Origin of the sequence: Arthrobacter sp. DNA4 (genome assembly GCF_024362385.1) — a bacterium.
GTDB lineage: Bacteria > Actinomycetota > Actinomycetes > Actinomycetales > Micrococcaceae > Arthrobacter.
Genome location: NZ_CP101466.1, coordinates 3,144,429 through 3,165,860 on the forward strand (window position 1 = coordinate 3,144,429; position 21,432 = coordinate 3,165,860).

Genomic DNA, 21,432 nt, shown 5'->3' on the forward strand with positions numbered 1-21,432 from the left:
GAAGGATGCATGGCCGTTGAGACATCCGCCACATGGCCGACGGCGGCTGCCGGACCTTCGAAAGTCCGGCAGCCGCCGTCGTCGTCACCTGCGTGTACCTGCCCAGGGGCAGGGATCGCGGACCTACTTGACGATGCCCTTCTCCTTGAGCCAGTTGGTTGCTGCCGTCTTGGCGTCCTGCTTCTGGCTGCCGCTGACGGCACGGTTGAGGTTGATCAGGTCATCCGTGGTGAGGGTGCTGGACACCGAATTCAGTGCCTCCTTGGCCTTGTCCGTCATCTTGGCCTTGTTGTACAGCGGCAGGACCTGCTGGGCGATGAAGTTGTTCTTGGGATCGTCCAGCACCACGAGGTCGTTGTCCGCGATGGACGGCGTGGTGGTGTAGATATCGGCCACCTGCACCTGGTCCTCCAGCAGCGCCTTGAGCGTCACCGGGCCACCGCCGTCGCTGAAGGGTTCCAGCTTCTTGGGCTCGCAGTTGTAGTTCTTCTTCAGCCCGGGCAGGCCGTAAGCGCGCTCGGCGAAGGTGGCCGGGGCTCCCACGACAATCTGGCTGCAGACCTTGGCCAGGTCCTCAATGGACTTCAGCTGGTACTTCTCCGCGGTTGCCTTGGTGACCACCATGGCGTCCTTGTCCTCAGCTTTGGAGACGTCCAGGACCCCGAGCCCGTCCGGCAGCTTGCCAGGCAGCGCCTTGGCGATGTCCCCTGCGGAGACTTCCTTGGCTTCCTTGTCCACGTACAGCAGCAGGTTGCCGCTGTAGTCCGGCACCACATCCACCGAACCGTCCTGGACGGCCTTGAAGTAGACCTCGCGGGAGCCGATGTTCGGTTTGGTGGTGGCGGTGATTCCGTTGGCGTTCAAGGCGCCCGCGTACAGTTCGGCGATGATCTGGCTTTCCGGGAAGTCCGCGGAACCCACCACCAGGGATGTGGCTCCGCCGGAAGCGCCGGCACTGGATGCGGGCGCGTTCTTCAGCGGATCGGACGAACCGCCGCAGGCTGACAGCGCCACTGCCAGGCCAAGCCCGGCGGCAAGGCCGCTGAACGCCCGCCTGCCGAGGCGCTGGGGACGGCTATCTTTCATGACTTACCTCCTTGTACAACAGTCTCCGCAACTACGGGGTCTGTGAGTTCAACCGCGGCCTCCTGGCTGCGGTGGGACAGTCTTGAGGCGCCCTGGGTGAGGAACAGCCTCTGGAACAGGGACAGGACGAGGTCGACGGCGATCGCCAGCACAGCGATGAGGAGGGAACCTCCCAGCATCTGGGGGAAGTCGCTGAGGACCAGTCCGTCAAAGAGATACCGGCCCAGTCCGCCGAGGTTGATGTACGCCACCACCGAGACAGTGGCGATCACCTGCAGCACGCCGGTCCGGAACCCGCCGAACATGACGGTGAGGGCGTTGGGCAGTTCGGCCCGGAGCAGGACCTGCAGCTCCGTCATGCCCATGGCGCGGGCAGCATCAACCACGTTCCGGTCCACACTGGAGATCCCGGCGTAGGTTCCGGCCAGGAGCGGCGGGACTGTGAGGATCACCAGGGCCCATATGGGGGGCATCAGTCCGATGCTTACCAGCAGTACGAACAGGATCAGCAGGCCGAGGGTGGGCAGGGCGCGCAGGGCACCGGCCAGGGCAACGACAGCAACGCGTCCCCTTCCCGTATGCCCCACGAAGAGACCAACGGGAACCGCGATGGCGGTGGCGATCAGCATGACCAGCCCCGTGTACTGCAGGTGCTCCCCCAGCCGGACGGGGATGCCCATGCTTCCGGACCAGTGCAGGGGATCCGAAAGCCAGGCGAAGGTATCGGCGAAGACGTTACTCACGCGTTGCCACCGCCGGTCTCCGGCCGTGCAAAGCGCTCCGCTGCGGCAGGTGCTTCCGATGGGAGACGCCCTGAACTGCGGTCCCGCCGGCTTCCGGCCCGCTCCCAGGGAGTGAGCACGCGTTCCAGCAGGACCAGGATGGCGTCCATGAGCAATGCGAGGATCAGGATGGCCACGATGCCCACCACTACCTCGGTGACGAAGTCGCGCTGCAGCCCGTCGGTAAAGAGCATGCCCAGGTTGCCGACGCCCAGGAGGGCCGCAACGCTGACCAGCGAGATGTTGCTGACCGACACCACCCGCAGACCGGCGAACATGACCGGCAAGGAGAGGGGCAGGTCAACCTGCAGGAACCGGGCCACCGGCTTGAACCCCATGGCCTGCGCGGCCTGGCTGACATCCGCGTCAACGGAATCAAAGGCATCCAGGGCAGCGCGGACCAGCAGGGCCACCGCATAGATGGTCAGCGCCACCACCACGTTGAGGGGATCGAGGATCCGGGTGCCCAGGATGGTGGGCAGGATGATGAACAGCGCGAGGGACGGGATGGTGTACAGGAGGGATGACGCTGTCAGCACCACGGAACGCAAGGCGCTGTTTCGCCGCGCCAACTGTGCCAGCGGGATGGAAATGAGCAGGCCCAGGACCATAGGGACCAGCGCCAGCACCAGGTGCTGGCCGCCGCGCTCCAGGATCATGCCGGTATTGGCCAGGAACCATTCCATCAGAGGGCAGCCTGCCGCACCTGGCGCGCTTCTTCGATCAACGCCAGGACCTCACCGCCGCGGACCACCCCCAGGACCACGCCGTCGGCGTCCACGGCAACGCCAAGGCCGGACGGCGAGGACAGGGCCGCATCCAGGGCGCGGCGGAGGCTCTCTCCGGGACGGAACAGCGAGCCCCCGGGGATCAGTTCAGTCTCCGTGCCGGGTGCCGACCATCCCAGCGGACGCTTGTCCGCATCCACCACCAGCTGCCAGCCGCCGGCAGCGCTGGAATCCGACTCGTACCCTCCCGAGGCCCGGATGATCGTGGGCACCGGGTGGATCGCCACGCCGTCGGACGGGGAAAAACCCAGGTGCCGGAAGCCGCGGTCGCGCCCCACGAAGGATGCCACAAAGTTGTTGGCCGTCGCCCGCAGGATCTCCTCGGGCGAGGCGTACTGGGCCAGCCTGCCGCCGGTGGCAAAGACAGCCACCTTGTCGCCCAGGATGGTGGCCTCATCGATATCGTGGGTCACGAAAACTATGGTCTTGGCCAGATCCTTTTGCAGTCGCAGCAGCTCGTGCTGGAGTTCGTCGCGGACAACGGGGTCCACCGCGCTGAACGGCTCATCCATGAGGAGCACGGGCGGGTCCGCAGCGAGGGCGCGCGCCACGCCCACACGCTGCTGCTGGCCGCCGGAAAGCTGCGACGGGTAGCGCCCGCCAAGCGACGGCGCCAGGCCCACCACGTCCAGGAGTTCGCGGGCACGCTTCCGGGCGTCCGCTTTGGAGACCCCGTTCAGGCGCGGAACGGTGGCGATGTTGTCCAGGACGGAGCGGTGGGGCAGGAGCCCGGCGGACTGCATTACATAGCCCATGGACCGCCGCAGTTCCGCCGCCGGCACCGAGGTGACATCCCGGCCGTCCACGGTGATGGTGCCTGATGTGGGTTCCACCATCCGGTTGATCATCCTGAGGGACGTTGTTTTGCCGCAGCCGGAAGGACCCACAAAGACGGTGACGGAACCTTTGGCGATGGACATGGACAACCCGTCCACAGCCGGCTGGCCGCCCGGATACTGCTTGGTAACGCTCTGGAACTCGATCATCGCCTGGTCCATGGTGCGGACTTACCTGTTCTCTTGGACGGGCTGTTCCCAGCACCGCGACATTGCCATAAGCACGCTGATAGTTACGGTAGCCCAAACGGTGGCAGGCTTCAGCAGCTGAGGCCCTAATCCGCGCAAAGGAATCCCTACTGTAACCATTCGGAACCCCAACCGGGATGGATGGGTTCCGCAGGATCCGCACACACAGCGGCTCCTGTCGGGGCGCCGCAGCCCGGCCTAAAGTGGAGGCGTGACCAACTTGGAAGTTTCGCCGCAGCAGGAAGTTTGCCCGCCCGCCCCCGCAGGAGGGACGTCCGGCCCCTGCCTGCAGCTGTGGCCTGAACGCGAAGTGCCCCTGGGCGGGGTCCGCGCCATGAACGTCAAACGTACGCTGCCCCAGCGCGGCCTCCCCACCATCGGGGCCTGGTGCTTCCTGGACAGTTTCGGCCCGGACCGGACTGCGATGTCCGTCCTTCCCCATCCGCACATCGGGCTGCAGACGGTGACCTGGCCGCTGGCAGGGCACATCCACCACCGGGACAGCGTGGGCAGCGACGTGGTGGTCCGTCCCGGGGAGCTGAACATCATGACAGCAGGCCACGGCGTATCCCACTCCGAGTTCGCTGTGTTGCCTGCCGGCGGCGGGGAGTTGCCGCTGCAGCAGGGCCTGCAGCTGTGGGTTGCCCTTCCTGACGGGGACCGGCATCGGGAGCCTGCATTCGAGCAGCACCGCGAACTGCCGCGCGCCGCCGGCCCGGGCTTCACGGCGACCGTCATGGTGGGAGAGCTTGCAGGGGTGGCCTCCCCCGCAACAGTGTTTTCGCCGATCGTTGGCGCGGACGTTTCCTGCCAAGGGGACGCGGTGCTGCCGTTGAACCCCGGCTTTGAGCACGGCATCCTGGTGCTCGACGGCGGCCTGGCGGTGGACGGCCAGGACCTGCCCGCGGGACCGCTGGGCTACCTGGGCACCGGCCGCAGCGAACTCAGGGTGGAGGCACTCCCCGGTACGAGGTTCCTGCTCATCGGCGGGGAGCCGTTTGGTGAGGAACTGCTGATGTGGTGGAACTTTGTGGGCCGCACCCATGACGAAGTGGAAAAGGCCAGGGACGACTGGGAAGCGCAGGCCGGCCTGCCGGACGCTGAAGCGGCTGCAGCCCGCTACGGCCTGGTGCCGGGCCACGGCCCGGATGCCGGGGCGGAGGCCGGCCGGATTCCCGCTCCCCCACTCCCCGGTGTCCGGCTGACGCCCCGGAAGCGTTCCGTGGGCTAAGCGGGTTCGGCCACCAACTGCAGCACGCCGAACACCGGTTCCTGGTCCAGCACCCTGACCTCCGTCACACCGGTTTCGGCAAGGTTCCGGCGGAAGGACTCCTGCAGGGGCGCCACGTTCATGCCGAGACCGCCACCCAGGATCACCGGACCTTCGATTTTCAGCTGGCCCAGCACCTGACCGGCCAGGGCAGCGAGGTCCTGCCCGGCCTGCTCCAGCAATATTGCGCTGTCCCGGTGCCCGGTGGCCGCGGCTTCCACGACGTGCCTGGCCTGCTGGGCCCAGAAGCGCCTCCCGGTGTTCGGTGAGTGGAACAAGGCGATGAGCTTGTTGGGATGGTCCAGACCGCAGGAGGCCAGGAGGGCCGCGGTGAGCTGGTCGACGGGCAGGCCCTGGTTCATCCTGCGCAGGCTGTGCCGGACCGCCTCCCTGCCCAGCCAGTAGCCGCTGCCTTCATCCCCCAGCAGGTAGCCCCAACCGCCGGCCCTGGCCTCCCTGCCGTCGGCATTGCGTCCCCACGCGGCCGATCCAGTGCCCGCAATGACCGCTACTCCGGTGACTGCGCGGCCCGCGGCCAGCAGGAGGCGGGAGTCATGGACCACGGTGACGCGTGCTTCGGGAGCCAGGGGCTGGATCAGCGCAGCCAGGGCGGCCGCGTCTTCATCGGTATCGATTCCGCCGGATCCCGCGTACACCCGGTCCACGTGTCCTCTGCCGATCCTGGCGAACAGGTCCGCAAGGTTGCGTGCCGCCTGCTCGCGGCTGACATTCTGGACGTTGGAGCTTCCGGCCGACTCGTCGGCCACGGGGAGGCCGTCCTCGAAACGGATGCCATGGGTCTTGGTGCCGCCGATGTCCAGCCCGATCGTGATGCCGTGCAATGGACTGGCCGGGGAGCCTGCCGCTTGGTCAAAAGGAGTGGCAGAGGGGTTCTGGGTGTTTGTCACGTCACAAGGGTACTTGCCCCATGATGTTTGGCGCCCCGCCGCCCCGGCACCGGAAGCCAGCAGCCGCCGTCGGACATTTTCCGGCTCAACGGCCTGCCTTGGTGACCAGCCCGGCCAGCAACGCCGGCCCCTGCCCCACCACCAGTTCGCGGAAAAGCCGGGCCGGAACCGGCTCGCTTTCCGGTTTCCGGCGCCGCCAGCTGACGCCAACTTCCCGGAAGGCGAGTGCCGAGTCAAGCGGAACCTCCACCCACCCCAGGTCCCCGGTTTCGGGACGCGGAGTCCGGCCAGGGGCGTCCCCGCCCGGCGGCAGGATGCTGACGCCAAGGCCGGCAGAAACCAGGCCGCGGACGGTGTGGGAATCCTGGCTTTCGAAGGCAATCCGCGGACGGTACCCGGCCTCGCGGAAAAGAGCGTCGGTCAGGGATCGCAGCCCATAGCCGGGCCCGAGCACCACCACCGGCTCCGTCCGGATGTCGGCCAGCCGGGCCATCCGCTGCCGGGCGAGCGGGTGGGCGTGATGCACCACCAGGCGCAGCGGCTCGCGGTACAGCGGCGCCGAGTCGAGGTTCTTGCCGGGCGGCGCCACCGGTGCAGTGAGGGCCAGGTCCGCCTCCCCCGCTGCCAACTCGTCCAGGCAGGTGTCCCGGGCGCCCTGGCTGAGCCGGAAGCCGGTCCCGGGATGCCGGGCACGGAAGGCGCTGATCAGCAGCGGCAGGGTTGCCTCGCCGAAGGTGTGCTGGAAAGACACGGCCACGGTGCCCCTGACCACCTCGGACTCATTGCGCACCAGGTCCAGTCCGGCCTGGAACTCCGCGAGCGCCTGCTCGATGTAGGGCAGCAGTGTCCGGGCGGCAGGAGTCAGCCGCACTCCCCGGCCGTCCCGGACCAGGAGTTCCGTGCCCACGGCGGCGCTTGCCCTCGCCAGTGCCCGGCTCACCGTCGACTGGGGTACTCCGAGGAGCTCCGCCGTCTCCGTCACATGCTCCGTCCGGCCCAGCTCAGCGAGTACCGGCAGCAGGGGCAGCAGCTGCGCCAGCTGTTTCCGGTCGGGTTCCATGACGGCCTCTCCCTTTGCGGCAAGCAATCCAATCCTGCTATCAGTTTTGCATGAGGTATGCATTGGAAGCATCCATCGAGGGCGGACTACGCTGGGCGGATGCCACCGAACGCAAGCGCCGACACTGACGCTTCCCCCCTCTGGAACGGCCATACCAAAGGATCCAGGGCCTACGGGCGGATCCTGGTAAGCCTGTCCTGCGCGGGTGTGGCCACCTTCGCCCAGCTCTACTCCACCCAGGCGGTCCTCCCCCTCCTGGCGGCCGACCTGCACATCACGGCCGCCGAGGCCGCCCTCACCATTTCCCTCGCAACCGTTGGCCTGGCTGCCACCGTGATCCCGTGGTCCTTCCTGGCGGACCGGATCGGCCGGGTGAAGGCCATGATGTGGGGCATCACCGCGGCCACCATCCTGGGGCTGCTGGTGCCGATGTCCACCAGCTTCACCATGCTGCTGGTCCTGCGGCTGCTGGAGGGAATGGCCCTGGGCGGCATACCCGCCATTGCAATTGCCTACCTGAACGAGGAGGTCAGCAAAGCCCACGCCGCCCTGGCCGCGGGAAGCTACGTGGTAAGCACCACCCTGGGAGGACTGTCCGGCCGGCTGGTGGCGGGGCCGGTCGGCGAGCTCTGGGGATGGCGGTCCGCGGCGCTGGCCGTGTCCCTGCTGGCGACCGTTGCCGCCGTCGAATTCCTTGTCCTGGTGCCCCGCGCCCGGGGTTTCGTCCCGGCCCCGGCTTCCGGCCTCCGCAGTGCCATCAGGACCCTCGGCGGCCACCTGCGGAATATCAGGCTGCTGGCCCTGTACGCCCAGGCATTCCTGATGATGGGCGGGTTCGTGGCGGTCTACAACTACCTGGGCTTCCGGTTGTCCGGTGCGCCGTTCGGGCTCCCGGCCACGGTGATCAGCCTGATCTTCCTGGCCTACCTTTCCGGCACGTTCTCCTCCCGCTGGGCGGCGGGGATGACCACGCGGTACGGCCGCCGGAACGTGCTGCTGGCAGGACTTGCGCTGGCCCTGGCAGGACTGGCCCTGACACTTACCCAGTCCCTGGTCCTGATCCTGGCCGGGCTGGTGGTGTTTACGGGCGGCTTCTTTGCATCCCACAGCATCGGCTCCGGCTGGACGGGCGCCATCGCCAGGACCGGACGGGCGCAGGCGGCGTCACTGTACAACCTCGCCTACTACCTGGGTTCCAGCCTGCTGGGCTGGGCCGGCGGCCTGGTCTTCCAGGCCTGGGGCTGGAACGCCCTTGCGGGAGCCGTCATGGTCCTGGCGTGCCTGACTGCGGCAACTGTCGCCGTCGTCCATCCGCCGGCGGAACAACGCGCCTCCTGAGCAGGGGCGCCGCGGGCGAATTAACCAACTTCACAAGGCCTCGTGAGGGTTTGGATGTTCGGCTTGACGCGCGCCTGCTGCGCAGCTCGCGGCGATTCTGCGGTCTAGGATGAACCAGGACCGCTTGGAAGGAACCGCAGTGAGCACGAATGCAAGGAACACCAGGCCCGGGGCGCACCTGGAGCCGCTGGACGCCATCGACGAGCGTCTCCTCGCCGCACTGGTGGCGGATGCCAGGATTTCCAACAAACAGCTTGCCGAGATGGTGGGGATTGCGCCCTCGACGGCACTTATGCGTACCCGTGCCCTTTCGGAGCGGGGCATCGTCCAGGGCTACGAGGCGAAGCTGAGCCTGTCAGCCATCGGCAGGTCCGTGCAGGCACTGGTGGCCGTCCGGCTCCGCGCCCACGACAGGGACCAGATCGACCGTTTCACCGCCCGCGTGCCGCACCTGCCCGCCGTGCTGTCCACCTTCCACACCTCAGGTTCGGTCGACTACCTGCTGCACATCGCCGTCGGGAGCACCGAAGACCTGCGGGACTGGGTGCTGGACAACCTGGCCACCGATCCTGTGGTGGGGCACACCGAAACCACCCTCGTCTTCGAACACATCCAGGGCAACCACGGCCCGCTTCCGGACTAGAAGCGGAAACGGCGCCAGCGGCCATGGCTCAGGCGGCGGCGTGCCGCCTTGCCGACTGGACCAGCGTCACCCCGGCAAGGCCAAGGGCCGCTGCGCCGCACAGCAGGACGAAGCCCTGTACGGCCACTGCCATGCCGAACGCGGCGCTGGCCCAGCCCAGCCCCAGGACCGGCACCGCGCTTCCCAGGTAGGTGATGACGTAGACGGTGCTGATGATCTGCGCGTGGCGGGCCGGTTCCACCCTCGCCGCCACATCGTTGAAGACGGTCCGGAATGCAAGCCCCTGACCCACCCCGGCGGCAACGGCGGCGCCCACCAGCATCACGGGGCTGTGCCAGGTCCCGGCGGCCCCCAGCAGCATGACGGAGACGCCCAGGACGGCCAGGCCGGCGGGCACGGTCAGACGACCCCGCACGGTGACCAGCTGGCTCAAGGCCGAGGCACCCAGCGGCAGGCCCGCGAGAACACCGATCAGCGGCCGGGAGTCCGTGCCCAGGACCTGGGCGAAGTAACCCGGGGCCAGGGACAGGGAGAAGCCAAACACGGCAAAGCTGAGGAAGCCGACGCCGGATGCCAGCCAGAAAGCACCCCTCGCCTGGCGGGACACGGAGGGCCGGCGCGGCGCAAGGACATGCAGCGGCCGGGACACCGCGGGAACCATGATGGCGGGGCGGGCACGGATCAGGTACAGCGGCACCAGGAGCCCGGCGAGAAGCAGCGAATGGACGGCATAGGGAGCGGTGGTGGCGCCGGGAAGCAGGGACAGCAGGCCGCCGATGACAGGGCCGGCTGCAACTCCCCCTGAAGAGGCCAGCAAGGTAAAGCGCGAGGCCCATTCCGGCCGCGAGGGAAGCAGCTCACGCAGGGCAGCCGCGCTGGCTCCCGTGGCAAGCGCCACTGCGATACCCTGCAGGGCCCGGCCGTCGCACAGGGCCGCCAGCGACTGGGCTTCGGCAAATATTCCGCCGCCCGCCAGTCCGGTCAGCACGGCGACCAGGAGGGCGGCCCGCTTACCGATATGGTCCGACCAGTGCCCGGCCAGGAGCAGGGTTCCCACCAGTGCCAGGACATAGCTGGCGAAAGCTGCGGTCACCTCCAGGCTGGACAGTCCCAGGTTGGCCTGCAGCAGCGGGTACAGCGGCGTGGCAAGGTTGGCGCCCACCAGGAGCATGAAGATGGCCGCCCCGGAAATCACCAGCCGCGCCGTGGTGGAGGCATTCCACCCGGTGGGCGTGGCCGGTACCGGACGCATGCGCAGTTCGCTGAAGACCGTCATTGTGCCGCCTTAGGGATCGCCGCGGCGGGTGGTCCTTGTGGGAGCCCGGCGCGGATACAACAGTGTTGGTTCAAGAGTGCGGCACCGCTGCGCTATCCATCCGAAATGAGGTGGATAATTGAGCAAAATCATCAACTTACGGATCACCGCATGATGGAGAGTGACGATCTTGAACAAGTTGGACCCCACAGACCTGAAGATCCTCCTGGCCCTCATCAGGGATCCCCGGATCCAGATCGGAGAGCTCAGCGACTCCCTGGGCATCGCCCGTAACACCGCCCAGTCGCGCGTGCGCCGCCTGCTCCGCACCGGCGTACTGCGCCCTGGCGGCCGCGAAGTTGATCTCGAAGCGGTGGGCTATGACGTGGTGGCTTTCGTCACCATCGAAGTCTCCCACCGTGAGCTCGACGGCGTCGTGGCGGCGCTGCGCCTCATCCCGCAGGTCCTGGAAGTCCATGAGATCTCCGGCCGCGGGGACGTCTGGTGCCGGGTGGTTGCCACCGACACCCACAACCTCCAGTCCTCCTTGCGCCAGGTCCTGAGAATCAAGGGAGTCATCCGGACAGAGACCGTCCTGGCCCTGCACACCCATATTCCGTACCGGACCGAGCCGCTCATCAGTGGCCTTAGCAGTGCCGCCGCCCCGGCTAGGATTTCCTGAATGACCATCATCGATAACGCCGTCTACGTCAACGGCGTCCGCCACACCGAGCCCGAAAGCCTGGAGCAGACCTTTGAGACCCTGGCCCGGCACGGCGGCATGGCATGGATCGGGCTCTACCGTCCCACTGCGGAAGAAATGACCGCCGTCGCCAACGAGTTCGGGCTGCACGCCCTCGCGGTGGAGGACGCCGTCTCGGCACACCAGCGGCCCAAGCTGGAACGGTACGACGACAACCTCTTCACCGTCCTGCGTCCGGCCCGGTACCTGGATGTGGACGAGACCGTGGAGTTCGGCGAACTCCACGTCTTCACCGGGAAGAACTTCGTCGTGACCGTCCGGCATGCGGAAACGGCAGGCGTAGCCCGGGTCCGGCAACGGCTGGAGGCACGGCCGGACCTCCTCCAGCACGGGCCTGAAGCTGTTCTTTACGCCCTGCTGGACCGGGTGGTGGATGACTACGCGCCGGTGGTGGCGGGCCTGGAAAATGATATTGACGAGATCGAGGACCAGCTGTTCAGCGGCGATTCGTCGGTATCGCGCCGGATCTACGAACTGGCACGGGAAGTCATCCAGTTCCAGCGCGCCATCCACCCCCTGCCGGAAATGCTGGACCAGCTGAAGCGGGGCTTCGAGAAGTACGAGGTGGAAACCGAACTGCGGCACAACCTGCGCGACGTGGAGGACCACGTGGAGCGGGTGATTTCCCGGGCCGACTCGTTCCGGGACTTGCTGCAGAACGCCCTGACCCTGGACGGAACCCTGACCGCCAACCGGCAGAACGAGGCCAGCGCCGAGCAGAACGAACAAGTCAAGAAGATCTCTTCCTGGGCAGCAATCCTGTTCGCGCCGTCATTCGTGGCCGGTATCTACGGAATGAACTTCGACAACATGCCCGAGCTCCACTGGGCCGCCGGCTATCCCTACGCCTTGGTCCTCATGGTTGCCGCCGGGGCCCTCATGTACGGAATCTTCAAAAAGAAGGGCTGGATTTAGGGGTTTCGGCCCCGCCGTCCCTTTCCCGCCGCCAGCGCCGCCCGCGCGTTGCCCGCCGCGTGGACGAGGACCGAGACAACCAGGAACGCAACCAGGACCTGGGCCGTGGAAACGAACACCCGGGCCCACCCGCCGTCGAGCGTGGGATCAAGGAAGTCGTAGACGTACCACCCGTCAAGGCCCCCGCGGATCCAGGAGAACGCAAGGAAGGCCACCGGATAGCCCAGCCAAGCGAGCGGCCGCCACCACGTCCCGCGGACCGTCCGTGTCACCAGGAGCCAGTCGAGCGCCGTCACCAGCGGGGCCAGGCGGTGGTGGACCATCTGGGGCCAGTACAGATCCCAGCTCCACCACGGTTCTCCCGGCGGAGCCACCAGCACCACATAGATGATGCCCGTCATCACCAGATACAGGACCAGGGCTCCGAAAAGGTGGTCCCACCAGCGCGGAAGCCGGGCCCGCCGCCGGACGCCCGAAACAATCAAAACGAGCCCCAATACGAGGTTTCCCTGGACGGTAAACTCCGAGTACAGCTGGGGAACATCCACGTCATTGCCGGGGAGGGTGGCGTCGAACGTCTTCTGGACCAGTGCAGCGAGCACAAAGAGTCCGACAGATATGCGGACGGACCGGATCCAGGGACGGTCAGGGTGCAGGGCGCGGTTGGCAGGGGTATCCCGGCGGACCGGTGGGACCAACGCCAAAGGACCGGCGGCGGGCTCTATGAGGCTCATGGAGAAAGCGTGGAGCCGCGGATGCGGAAGGGCTAGGGCCTTTTGGCAGTAAGGAGTTCACCGTACCGGACCGGCAGCCATTGGCCAGGCGGCGGATATGCCGTCAGGCGTTGGTTCTGCGCTTTAGCCAGCCCCAGACGCCGGTGGCGACGAAGAGGACCAGGCCGATGATGGCGAGCCAGAGCAGGCCCTTCACGACGAAGCCGACGATGGACAGGATGAGCCAGATGACCAGCAGGCCGATGATGATTCCCATGGGCCCCACTCTAGGCCCCCATGATTCAATCGGGCCGTCCATCGGGCCCGCGTTTTGCCAAGTGGATTTTGCCCAGTGGACTGCCCGCATCGTCCGCGCCCGACCGACAGTGTGGCCTTGGGTCAGGCCGCGGTGACCCGCCCCGTGCTTCCGTCCACCATCACGGCCTGCCCGTCGGACAGGGCGCTGGTACCGTTGCCCGTGCCCATGACAGCCGGGATGCCGTACTCCCGGGCGACGATCGCGGCATGGGAGCCGGCACCGCCCAAATCCACCACCACCGCAGCAGCACGCTGGAACAGTGGTGTCCAGGATGGGTTGGTGTAGGGGCAGACCAGGATTTCACCGCTCCTGAGCAACCCGAATTCCTCCGGGCTGCGGATCACCCGCACTGTCCCCGTTGCCTGGCCGCGGCTGGCCGGCATGCCGCTGGCCAGCACCCCGTGTGGCCGCCGGGAGCCGGCGAACAGGGAAACGGGGTCCAATAGCGGGATACCGTCGAGCTCCCTGCGCTTGGCAGCCCTTGCCAGCACCAGGCGGCGGTACCGTTCCCGCTCGTCCGCCGGCAACGCGCCGCCGTCGGGCATTGCAGCCAACTCCTCGAAGCGCAGGTGGTTGACCTCCCGGGGGTCCGCCAAAACTCCGGCGACGCCCAGGCGGCGCCCCAGCTCCAGCAGCGCCCGGCGCAGGGGCGGCAGCACTTTAGTGGCATGGAAGTGGCTGTCCTCCCGCAACGCCATCCCGGCTTTGGCTGCCTGGACAGCGGACAGGACGTGGCGGCGGAGGACGGGCACGCGGAGGGCAGGATGCCGCATCAGGTCCGCGAGCGCCTCGCCGGTCTGGTCCCGGACCGGCGGGCGGTCACCCATCATCGACGTGATGAGCCCGAGCACCACTTCAGGGGCGTCCGACCAGGTGGGTGCGCTGCTAAGCACAACACTCACCGTTTCGCGGTGTCCGTACTCGGCCAGGAAACCTTCGAACGCGGACCGGAAGCCAGCGAACTCCTGGCGGTGCTCAAGGGCGGCCAGCAGTTCGCCCGGTGGGAGGCTGCTGAAGGCCTGTTTCAGGGCCGGACTGGACCTGACCTGGCCAGCCAGATTCTCCAGCGCCGTGTTGGCCTGGCTGGTGCGGGTTTCCGCACCCGCGATGAGTGCGGGTGCAAGCTTCAGCTTGCCCAATGGCAGCAGCATCAGGCGCAATTCCAGTTGCGGAAGGAGTATCCCTGGAAGGTACGAGATCCTCAGTTCGGTGATCCCCCGCATGGTGGTGAAGGCCTCAGTGGCGAGCGAAACGACTCCCGGCCAGGAGAGCGGGCGCGGGTCTTGGGCCGCCAGCCCGCTGACGTTGTCCAGAAAGGCCGTGAACCTGCTGTCGAGGGTCCACCGGGAAGGGTCGTAGCGCCTGGCCCGGCGGATGAGGGACAGCGGGGCTGCCAGCGTCCGCAGGGTGGGCCGGGGTACCGGCGGAACCAGCCGCACCACCACGCCGTCCTCTTCGGGCAACAGCTTCTCCAGGGGCGGGAATGACACACCCACGCTGCCTGCTATGCCGTGGAGCATGGCCAGGATGCCGCGCTGCATCCATCCGGAAACGTCCAGGGGGTAGGGGCGGACCTGGAACATCTCCAGCAAAAAGGGAGCCAGCAGGCGCTGGATCGGGTTGAGCCGCAATGGCTGCGGGGGCAGGGCGGTTATGGGCCGGGCCTGCACCAGGAATACACGGCCGCCCGCAATCACCCATTCGATGTCCTGGGGTCGGCCGAAATGGCCCTGCACGCCCACCGCCAACCGTGCCAGCTCAGCCGCCTGGCCGCTCCCGAGTCCGGGTACGGATTCCCCCGCCCCAACGGACCTCTCAGTACCGCCTTCGGTCCTTGCCCGGATAACCACCTCATGCCGGCCCGGCCTGAAAGCGCGTATCCCGCCCGCCCGGTCCAGGACATACCGTTCAGGGATGACCTCGCCCGCAACCACTGCCTCGCCCAGTCCGGGGCTTGCATCGATGAGGATTTCGTTGCGCTCACCCGTTATGGGGTTGGCGGTGAACATAACGCCCGCTACGTCGGCGCGCACCATTTCCTGGACGACGACGGCCATGGCTGCACCGCCGGGGTCCACGCCCTGCCTGCCGCGGTAGGCAATGGCCCGGTCCGTCCACAGCGACGCCCAGCAATCCACCACTGCCTGGACCACCGCCGCCCCGCCATGGATATTCAGGTAGGTGTCCTGCTGCCCGGCGAATGTGGCGCCTGGCAGGTCTTCGGCGGTGGCGCTGGAACGGATCGCCACCGGACTCCCGCCCAGGGCTGCATAGGCCCCGGCAATGTCCTTGCGGACACGGTCCGGCATCTTTGCCTCCGTGAAAAGACTACGGATCTCCGCCGGCGCCGCGCCGCCCTTGAGCAACCGGCCAAGCTCGCCGCCCACCCCGGATTCCTCCAGCATGGCAACGTATGCCCTGGTGGTCACTATAAACCCGGGCGGAACCGGAAAGCCGGCGCGCACCAGTTCGCCAAGGTTGGCGCCTTTTCCACCGGCCAGGGCCACGTCACGGGCACCGAAATCCCTCAGGGCGCCGACCGTTGTCCCATTCATCCCGGGGCTCCTGACACTGTTCCGCCCGCTGCTCACTCCAAGCTAAGCCCCCGGGACCGGGCACACAACAACCCAGCCGCCGGCGTTAAAGCATGTATGGACGGGAAGCCCGTGCGGGTGTATACCGATGGAAGCCGTGACCGCGGACAGGCGAGGGTCGGATTCCCAGGAAGACGAAATGGCCAAGCGCATAGTAGTTTGCTGCGATGGAACGTGGGCAACCCCCGACCAGGCGGACGACGGGCAGCCGTGCCCTACCAATGTCACAAAACTCGCCCTGGGGATCGCCCCGGTAAGCAGGGACAAGAACGGCACCGACATTGAACAGAAGGTCTTCTACCATCGCGGCGTGGGCGCCGGACGACACGACCGTCTCGGTGGAGGCGCTTTCGGCGCAGGGCTCTCCTACGACATCCTTGCCGCCTACCGTTTCATCATGGGCAACTTCCAGCCCGGGGACGAGCTGTTTCTGCTGGGCTTCAGCCGCGGCGCCTACACAGCCCGCAGTACCGCTGGACTAATCAGGAACGCGGGCATCCTGCGCCGGCGTTTCCGGGGACGGCTGGGCGACGCCTACAGCCTCTACAGGGACCGGACTGCCACCACCAACCCGCGTTCGGTGGAAGCCACCCTCTTCCGCCGGTCCTTCTCCCATGAGACCCGGATCCATTGCATCGCGGTCTGGGACACCGTGGGGTCGCTCGGCATCCCGCTCACCGGGGTACCTGTCATTGACAGGTACAACCGCAGGTTTGCCTTCCACGACACCGCGCTGTCCGCTACCGTCGACAACGCGTTCCAGGCCTTGGCAATCGATGAGAAAAGAAAGCCTTTCGCCCCGACACTCTGGCAGCCGCAGGGCGACCCGGGCAGCCAGAGACTGGAACAGGTATGGTTCACCGGAACGCACGGCGACGTAGGCGGCGGAAACCGGAGCACCCTGCTGTCCGACATTGCCCTGGCATGGATCGTTGAACGCACCCGGAGCGCAGGGCTTGCCTTCCGCCCCGATGCCTCCGGGGTCGTGCCAGGTGCGCCGGCTGAGCCATCCGACCAGTATCCGCCGATCCAGGAATCCCGCGTTGGTTTTTGGAAAATGCTTCCTGCCTACGTCAGGCCCATAGGGTCAACCGATCCCGCGCACGAACGGGTGGCAGAGTCGGCTCTGAAGCGGCATGATGCCGATCCCACCTACCGGCCGCCCAACCTCGTGCGCTATCTGGGGGAAAGGTCCGGGAATCCCTCGTTGTCCTGAGGGGGGACCAGGCAGCCGTCGGAACCGGCCGGGTGCCTACAAATGGTGGAGCTAAGGAGATTCGAACTCCTGACCTCTTCGATGCGAACGAAGCGCTCTACCAACTGAGCTATAGCCCCGGACGTATCCACGCCTTGACGGGCATCTGCCCGCCGGTGCGGAACCGGTGTCCCTAGGCTACAAATTTTCCCCGCTCAACGCCAATTGACGCGCGCAATGCGCGGGAGAGGAACGCAAGGCGCGGCCGGGCCCTATGCGCGGCGGCGCTGCAGGACGTCGTCGAGGTTGCTGAGGGCGCTCTGAGCCTTGGACAACTGCTGTGCTTCCGCCGCAGCAACTGTCTCTGCCGCCGGCGCCGCGGAAGCACCCTGCTTCAGCGAAGGCTTGCCAACTGCTTTGGGCGCTTCGGGAAGCTCAAGCGGCTTCGGCTCGGGGCGCTCAGCCTTTGGGGCTTCCACGTAGATGGGCTTGGGGACCTCCACCGGCTCCCAGGGGGTGCTGGCGGGAGCGGCCGGAACAGCTGCCGCTGCGCTGGTGTCGCCGGCAGCCACGGCGACGGCGAGGGCGGCTTCGCGAAGCTCCATGGCGGTCAGCGGCTTGGCCTTTGGCTCCCCCGCCTCGGCGTCGAAAAGCTGGCTTTCCGGCAGTACGGGGGCGGCCTCGGGCTTCACCGGCAGGGCTACGGTGTCTTCCGGCCGGCGCGCGGGTGCACTCATGGCAGAGCGGAAGGCAGCGTTCACCCTCGCCTTGCGGTCGCGGACAGCGAGCCACCGCAGCAGTGCGACGGATGCGACGGTCACCAGGGTGCAGGTAATCGGCAGAGCCGGCGAACCGATGCCGAAGGGAAGCAGCACACCTGAGATGAATGCGGTCCCCAGGGAGAGGAGTCCCACAAGGGCGAGGCCAGTGCGGCCGTAGCGTATGCGGAACGGCGCCGCAGGTGGGGTGCTTGCAGTGCCGTCAACGGATGCAGCACTCTTCCTGGGTTCCATGGCTTTCTCCTGCTGGGCGGCGACGTTCAGGACCAGGCCGGCATGCGGATCCGGCCTTTCATCGGCGGGGGCGTCTGCCAGGAACTCGCCGGCGGGCTGGAACTGGTGCCTGCGGTTCCGGAGGACGTAAGGGGCAACCCATACAATCCAGAGCGCGACGGCAACCACAAGGATCACTGAGCTGCTAAGGGGGAAGTCCACACTCAAAACCGTATGAGCATCATGCCTGCTCAGGCCGCATTAGCTGCGGTGTGTCGTGCCCCCACTGGCAAACCGTTGGATTTATGACCGGCGCGACGCCAGCCACGGACCCAACAGGCCTTCCGGGACCTCTTCGGAGGTGAGGGCGAACGAACGGTGGTCCGCCCATTTGCCGTTGATGTGCAGGAAACGGGGACGGTACCCCTCGTCCCGGAACCCCAGCTTTTCCACCACCCGCAGGCTGGGTCCGTTCTCGGGCCGGATGTTGATTTCCATCCGGTGCAGGCCAAGCGTACGGAAACAGTGGTCCGTTACCAGCGCCACGGATGTGGGGGCTATCCCCCGTCCCGCCCGGGATTGGTCCACCCAGTACCCCAACGTTGCCATCATGGCCGAACCCCAGACGATGGAAGACACCGTCAGTTGGCCCACGATGGCCGGATTCCTCAGGCCCGGCCTCCACTCCGTGATGACGAAGGGCAGGGCGGTAGCCTGTGCAGCCTGCAGGTTGAGCGAGCGGACCATGTGCCGGTAGTCCGGGAGCCCGCCGGACGGGTCCGGGTTGGAGGCCTCCCACGGGGCCAGCCACTCACTGTTCCGCGACCGTACTTCAGTCCACTCTTTCTTGTCCCGGTACCGGATGGGCCGCAGGACCAAGTCGCCGCACTCGAGGGTGGCCGGTCAGATGGGACCTGTGCGCACGGCGCTACCGGGAGAGGCCGGCGGTGAAGCCCGGCAGCCATTCCCGCAGGCCGGGTCCCAGGTCATCGCTGTCGATGGCCAGCTGGACGCAGGCCTTGAGGTAGCTGAGCTTGTCGCCGGTATCGTAACGGCGGCCCCGGAACACCACGCCATACACGCCATGTCCCTCGCCGTCACCGGAGGCAAGTTCCTGCAGGGCATCCGTCAGCTGGATTTCGCCTCCGCGGCCCGGCTCCGTGTGCTCAAGGACTTCGAACACGGCGGGGTGCAGGACATATCGGCCGATCAGCGCCAGGTTGGACGGGGCTTCCTCCGGCGAGGGCTTTTCGATTAGCCGGTTGACGCGAACATAATCCTCGCCCTCGATGGCCTGGACGTCGGCGCAGCCGTAGGCGCTGATTTGGGAGGGTTCCACCTCAATGAGGGCGACGACGGACCCTCCGGTTTTCGCCTGTACGTCAATCATGATGCTGAGGAGTTCGTCGCGGGCATCGATGAGGTCGTCGCCCAGCAGCACCGCGAAGGCTTCATCGCCCACGTGCTGCTTCGCCCGGAGGACGGCATGCCCCAGGCCGTGGGGATCGCCCTGCCGGACGTAGTGGATGTCACCCAGCTGGCTCGCGGCCTGGATGGACGCAAGCTTTTCCGTATCGCCCTTGTCCTCGAGGGTCGATTCGAGGGATGGCACCCTGTCGAAGTGGTCTTCGAGGGCGCGTTTGTTGCGGCCGGTAATCATCAGCAGGTCGTTGAGGCCCACGTGGACGGCTTCCTCCACCACATACTGGATGGCAGGCTTGTCCACGACGGGAAGCATTTCCTTGGGCATGGCCTTGGTGGCAGGCAGGAACCTGGTGCCCAGGCCCGCTGCGGGAATGACGACTTTGCGGACTCTGGGATTACTGGTGTTCACCGGACTAATCTAACGTCAGCGTCAAGTATTTCAGTAACCCCCGGCACCGAACGCCGGCACGGGGCTTCAACGCCGCGGAACACCGGGCTTCAGGGAGGACAACATGCTGCAGGAGACTAACGCTGTCAAGGACAGGATCCGGGCCGCCCACCGGCACCGGCGGGCAGGCCTGATGCCGGCACAACTGGAAGCTTCAGGCCCTGGCCACCCATGGGGAAGCCTGGGCTGGATCGGTGACGCAAGGCCGTCCCGGGATAGCCTGCGTATACCTTGGCGTGGGGCAGGAACCACCCACCCTGCCGCTGATCAACGCCCTGCACCGCAGCGGCCACCAGGTCCTGCTTCCGGTGTGCGAACCGGCCAGGGAGTTGAGCTGGGTGTTCTGGACTCCGGACACCGGCTTCGAGCGCAGCAGGTACGCGCCCATCCTGGAACCTGCGGGGCACCGGCATGGGCCCGAAACCGCCGGCGACGCCGCTGTGCTTTTCATTCCCGCCACAGCCGTGGACCTGGTAAGCAACAGGATTGGCCAGGGCGGCGGCTACTACGACAAGTTCCTGGGGCACCTCGCTACGGCCGGGAAGGAAATTCCGCTGGCCGCTGTTATCTACGACGATGAATTGCTGCCCGCCGGACGGATCCCGGCCGAGGAGTTCGACCGTCCGGTCCCGGCCGTCCTGGTTCCTTCCGGGTACCGGCCCCTGGCGGGTGGCGCCTGAGCACGGGCGTTCCGTGCACAGTGATAGAATTAGCACTCAGGCCCTGCGACTGCTAATGGTTTACCAGGTGGCAGCACGGGACCTCTCGTTTGCCCAAGAGGAGGAGCACCAGTGCCAACATATGCTTACGCCTGCAAGGATTGCGGCCACGCCTTCGACATCGTCCAGTCGTTCTCGGACAGCAGCCTGACGTCCTGCCCTGAATGCGAGGGGACGCTGCGTAAGAAGTTCAACAGCGTCGGTGTCGTCTTCAAGGGCTCCGGTTTCTACCGCACGGACTCCCGCGATTCCAAGGGCAGCTCGGTTTCCCCCGCGCCCGCCGCGGCTCCGGCCGCGCCTGCTGCTGCCCCCGCCGCGCCGGCGCCCGCAGCCGCCGCGAGCTAGTCCGGCACAGACTTCACGACGGCGGCCGGCGCTTTCCAGCGTCCGGCCGCTTTTGTCCACATAGGCCTCATCCCGGCCCCCTTGCGCGTGCGCCCGGAGTTAGCGTGGGCGCATGCCCTTACTTCCCCGCCGCCGCGCCGCCCTCCGGTATTCTTCGGGCCCTGCAGGGGCTGGCCGCAGCCCCAGGAACCGCCCACTGGCCGCGCGTGTTGCCGCTTGGTTGAGCCGAAACCGCCGGCTCGCCGCTGCACTGTTGTTGTGCGCAGCTGCCGCGATCGCCGTCCAGCAGCTCACTCCTGCCCCGCTCTCCACCGCCACGGCCCTGGCCGCTACCCGGGATCTTCCTGCCGGTACCGCCGTATCGGACGCGGACGTGGTCCGAGTCCAGGTGCCCCCTGGCATGGTGGCCGACGGCTTCCTCCGGGATGACGCCGCCGCCACCGGCAAACAGCTCGCCGCACCCATGCGCAAGGGCCAGCTCCTCACCGATGCCCAGCTGGTGGGTCCCGGGCTCCTGGCAGGTACGCCGCCCGGTTCAGCCGCAGTTCCACTGCGGATGGCGGATGCCTCGTCGATTCAGCTGGTCTCCCCCGGACAGCTGGTCAACGTTGTGCTCACATCAGCCAACGGGTTCGACCAGCAGGGCCCGTCGGAGGTGCTGGCGTCGGCAGTCCCCGTACTGTGGACCTCCAACAAGGGCGGCCAGAGCGGCCAGTGGCTGGGCACCACGGAGACGGACGGACTGATCGTGGTGGCAGCCACCGCCGAACAAGCATTACGCCTGGCCGGAGCGTCAACCCAAGGCCGGCTGTTCTTCGTCCTGGTCGGGCCGCCGTAACCTTGTGGCGG

The 21,432-nt window shown here is 67.0% G+C and carries 21 protein-coding genes, 1 tRNA gene and 1 pseudogene; 9 read left to right on the plus strand and 14 right to left on the minus strand.

The window, feature by feature from the left end; all coding sequences use genetic code 11:
• Nucleotides 1–123 precede the first annotated feature (123 nt).
• The 4 genes from NMQ03_RS14435 to NMQ03_RS14450 are packed head-to-tail and all read right to left on the minus strand — an operon-like array spanning nucleotide 124 to nucleotide 3,654.
• Nucleotides 124–1,086, minus strand: coding sequence for an ABC transporter substrate-binding protein (locus tag NMQ03_RS14435; RefSeq protein ID WP_255172753.1), 963 nt, complete (start codon nucleotides 1,084–1,086; stop codon nucleotides 124–126).
• Nucleotides 1,083–1,829 (minus strand): ABC transporter permease, encoded by a 747-nt coding sequence (locus tag NMQ03_RS14440; protein WP_255172754.1) that lies wholly within the window; start codon nucleotides 1,827–1,829, stop codon nucleotides 1,083–1,085. The genes NMQ03_RS14435 and NMQ03_RS14440 overlap by 4 nt, the downstream gene beginning before the upstream one ends.
• Nucleotides 1,826–2,554 (minus strand): ABC transporter permease, encoded by a 729-nt coding sequence (locus NMQ03_RS14445; protein ID WP_255172755.1) that lies wholly within the window; start codon nucleotides 2,552–2,554, stop codon nucleotides 1,826–1,828. The genes NMQ03_RS14440 and NMQ03_RS14445 overlap by 4 nt, the downstream gene beginning before the upstream one ends.
• Entirely contained in the window at nucleotides 2,554–3,654 is a 1,101-nt protein-coding gene (locus NMQ03_RS14450) for an ABC transporter ATP-binding protein (protein WP_303693487.1), read from the minus strand. The genes NMQ03_RS14445 and NMQ03_RS14450 overlap by 1 nt, the downstream gene beginning before the upstream one ends.
• 238 nt (nucleotides 3,655–3,892) lie before the next feature.
• On the opposite strand from NMQ03_RS14450, the gene NMQ03_RS14455 reads away from it, so the two are divergent.
• Nucleotides 3,893–4,912 carry a pirin family protein gene (locus tag NMQ03_RS14455; RefSeq protein ID WP_255172756.1) on the plus strand — a complete coding sequence of 340 codons (1,020 nt, stop codon included), beginning with the start codon at nucleotides 3,893–3,895 and terminating at the stop codon, nucleotides 4,910–4,912.
• Here the strand turns inward: NMQ03_RS14455 and NMQ03_RS14460 are convergent.
• Nucleotides 4,909–5,859, minus strand: coding sequence for an N-acetylglucosamine kinase (locus NMQ03_RS14460; RefSeq protein WP_255172757.1), 951 nt, complete (start codon nucleotides 5,857–5,859; stop codon nucleotides 4,909–4,911). The two genes, NMQ03_RS14455 and NMQ03_RS14460, sit on opposite strands and share 4 nt — an antisense overlap.
• 85 nt (nucleotides 5,860–5,944) lie before the next feature.
• Nucleotides 5,945–6,919 (minus strand): LysR family transcriptional regulator, encoded by a 975-nt coding sequence (locus NMQ03_RS14465; protein WP_255172758.1) that lies wholly within the window; start codon nucleotides 6,917–6,919, stop codon nucleotides 5,945–5,947.
• Nucleotides 6,920–7,018: 99 nt separating this feature from the next.
• On the opposite strand from NMQ03_RS14465, the gene NMQ03_RS14470 reads away from it, so the two are divergent.
• Nucleotides 7,019–8,257: an MFS transporter gene (locus NMQ03_RS14470; RefSeq protein ID WP_255172759.1), complete on the plus strand. Its 1,239-nt coding sequence runs from the start codon at nucleotides 7,019–7,021 to the stop codon at nucleotides 8,255–8,257.
• A gap of 139 nt (nucleotides 8,258–8,396) precedes the next feature.
• Nucleotides 8,397–8,900, plus strand: coding sequence for an Lrp/AsnC family transcriptional regulator (locus tag NMQ03_RS14475; RefSeq protein WP_026265760.1), 504 nt, complete (start codon nucleotides 8,397–8,399; stop codon nucleotides 8,898–8,900).
• A gap of 28 nt (nucleotides 8,901–8,928) precedes the next feature.
• Here NMQ03_RS14475 and NMQ03_RS14480 read toward each other — a convergent pair whose 3' ends face one another.
• Nucleotides 8,929–10,176 (minus strand): MFS transporter, encoded by a 1,248-nt coding sequence (locus NMQ03_RS14480; protein WP_255172760.1) that lies wholly within the window; start codon nucleotides 10,174–10,176, stop codon nucleotides 8,929–8,931.
• A gap of 169 nt (nucleotides 10,177–10,345) precedes the next feature.
• Here NMQ03_RS14480 and NMQ03_RS14485 point away from each other — a divergent pair, with 169 nt between their 5' ends.
• Nucleotides 10,346–10,837, plus strand: a complete 492-nt coding sequence (locus NMQ03_RS14485; protein WP_255172761.1) for an Lrp/AsnC family transcriptional regulator — start codon at nucleotides 10,346–10,348, stop codon at nucleotides 10,835–10,837.
• Nucleotides 10,838–11,833 (plus strand): magnesium/cobalt transporter CorA, encoded by a 996-nt coding sequence (gene corA, locus NMQ03_RS14490; protein WP_255172762.1) that lies wholly within the window; start codon nucleotides 10,838–10,840, stop codon nucleotides 11,831–11,833.
• Here corA and NMQ03_RS14495 read toward each other — a convergent pair.
• The 3 genes from NMQ03_RS14495 to NMQ03_RS14505 all read right to left on the minus strand — a co-directional run bounded on the left by NMQ03_RS14495 (nucleotide 11,830) and on the right by NMQ03_RS14505 (nucleotide 15,420).
• The gene (locus NMQ03_RS14495) at nucleotides 11,830–12,567 is read right to left on the minus strand and encodes a Pr6Pr family membrane protein (RefSeq protein ID WP_255172763.1); all 738 of its coding nucleotides are present in this window, start codon (nucleotides 12,565–12,567) and stop codon (nucleotides 11,830–11,832) included. The genes corA and NMQ03_RS14495 overlap by 4 nt on opposite strands.
• Before the next feature lie 103 nt (nucleotides 12,568–12,670).
• Entirely contained in the window at nucleotides 12,671–12,823 is a 153-nt protein-coding gene (locus NMQ03_RS14500) for a hypothetical protein (protein ID WP_018760353.1), read from the minus strand.
• Between the two features lie 122 nt (nucleotides 12,824–12,945).
• Nucleotides 12,946–15,420: a PEP/pyruvate-binding domain-containing protein gene (locus NMQ03_RS14505; RefSeq protein WP_255172764.1), complete on the minus strand. Its 2,475-nt coding sequence runs from the start codon at nucleotides 15,418–15,420 to the stop codon at nucleotides 12,946–12,948.
• Nucleotides 15,421–15,598: 178 nt separating this feature from the next.
• Here NMQ03_RS14505 and NMQ03_RS14510 point away from each other — a divergent pair, with 178 nt between their 5' ends.
• The gene (locus tag NMQ03_RS14510) at nucleotides 15,599–16,675 is read left to right on the plus strand and encodes a DUF2235 domain-containing protein (RefSeq protein ID WP_255172765.1); all 1,077 of its coding nucleotides are present in this window, start codon (nucleotides 15,599–15,601) and stop codon (nucleotides 16,673–16,675) included.
• Nucleotides 16,676–16,718: 43 nt separating this feature from the next.
• Here NMQ03_RS14510 and NMQ03_RS14515 read toward each other — a convergent pair.
• The 4 genes from NMQ03_RS14515 to galU form a co-directional block, all read right to left on the minus strand.
• A tRNA-Ala gene (locus NMQ03_RS14515) sits at nucleotides 16,719–16,794 on the minus strand.
• Nucleotides 16,795–16,926: 132 nt separating this feature from the next.
• The gene (locus NMQ03_RS14520) at nucleotides 16,927–17,868 is read right to left on the minus strand and encodes a hypothetical protein (protein ID WP_255172766.1); all 942 of its coding nucleotides are present in this window, start codon (nucleotides 17,866–17,868) and stop codon (nucleotides 16,927–16,929) included.
• 81 nt (nucleotides 17,869–17,949) lie between these two features.
• Nucleotides 17,950–18,525, minus strand: coding sequence for a GNAT family N-acetyltransferase (locus NMQ03_RS14525; protein WP_255172767.1), 576 nt, complete (start codon nucleotides 18,523–18,525; stop codon nucleotides 17,950–17,952).
• A gap of 49 nt (nucleotides 18,526–18,574) precedes the next feature.
• The gene (gene galU, locus NMQ03_RS14530; RefSeq protein WP_255172768.1) at nucleotides 18,575–19,480 is read right to left on the minus strand and encodes a UTP--glucose-1-phosphate uridylyltransferase GalU; all 906 of its coding nucleotides are present in this window, start codon (nucleotides 19,478–19,480) and stop codon (nucleotides 18,575–18,577) included.
• 103 nt (nucleotides 19,481–19,583) lie between these two features.
• Here galU and NMQ03_RS14535 point away from each other — a divergent pair.
• From NMQ03_RS14535 to NMQ03_RS14545, 3 genes and pseudogenes are all read left to right on the plus strand, one after another.
• Nucleotides 19,584–20,199 (plus strand): annotated as a pseudogene (locus NMQ03_RS14535) (5-formyltetrahydrofolate cyclo-ligase).
• A gap of 111 nt (nucleotides 20,200–20,310) precedes the next feature.
• Nucleotides 20,311–20,583 carry an FmdB family zinc ribbon protein gene (locus tag NMQ03_RS14540; RefSeq protein ID WP_255172769.1) on the plus strand — a complete coding sequence of 91 codons (273 nt, stop codon included), beginning with the start codon at nucleotides 20,311–20,313 and terminating at the stop codon, nucleotides 20,581–20,583.
• Nucleotides 20,584–20,803: 220 nt separating this feature from the next.
• Nucleotides 20,804–21,421, plus strand: a complete 618-nt coding sequence (locus NMQ03_RS14545) for a Flp pilus assembly protein CpaB (protein ID WP_255172770.1) — start codon at nucleotides 20,804–20,806, stop codon at nucleotides 21,419–21,421.
• Nucleotides 21,422–21,432 lie beyond the last annotated feature (11 nt).

Excerpts from the sequence above, each read along its gene's own strand:
- NMQ03_RS14505 (WP_255172764.1), bottom strand. The coding sequence starts at position 15,420 with ATGAATGGGACAACGGTCGGCGCCCTGAGGGATTTCGGTGCCCGTGAC.
- NMQ03_RS14500 (WP_018760353.1), bottom strand. The coding sequence starts at position 12,823 with ATGGGAATCATCATCGGCCTGCTGGTCATCTGGCTCATCCTGTCCATC.
- NMQ03_RS14480 (WP_255172760.1), bottom strand. The coding sequence starts at position 10,176 with ATGACGGTCTTCAGCGAACTGCGCATGCGTCCGGTACCGGCCACGCCC.
- NMQ03_RS14450 (WP_303693487.1), bottom strand. The coding sequence starts at position 3,654 with ATGGACCAGGCGATGATCGAGTTCCAGAGCGTTACCAAGCAGTATCCG.
- NMQ03_RS14435 (WP_255172753.1), bottom strand. The coding sequence starts at position 1,086 with ATGAAAGATAGCCGTCCCCAGCGCCTCGGCAGGCGGGCGTTCAGCGGC.
- NMQ03_RS14445 (WP_255172755.1), bottom strand. The coding sequence starts at position 2,554 with ATGGAATGGTTCCTGGCCAATACCGGCATGATCCTGGAGCGCGGCGGC.
- NMQ03_RS14465 (WP_255172758.1), bottom strand. The coding sequence starts at position 6,919 with ATGGAACCCGACCGGAAACAGCTGGCGCAGCTGCTGCCCCTGCTGCCG.
- NMQ03_RS14495 (WP_255172763.1), bottom strand. The coding sequence starts at position 12,567 with ATGAGCCTCATAGAGCCCGCCGCCGGTCCTTTGGCGTTGGTCCCACCG.
- corA (WP_255172762.1), top strand. The coding sequence starts at position 10,838 with ATGACCATCATCGATAACGCCGTCTACGTCAACGGCGTCCGCCACACC.
- NMQ03_RS14510 (WP_255172765.1), top strand. The coding sequence starts at position 15,599 with ATGGCCAAGCGCATAGTAGTTTGCTGCGATGGAACGTGGGCAACCCCC.
- NMQ03_RS14470 (WP_255172759.1), top strand. The coding sequence starts at position 7,019 with ATGCCACCGAACGCAAGCGCCGACACTGACGCTTCCCCCCTCTGGAAC.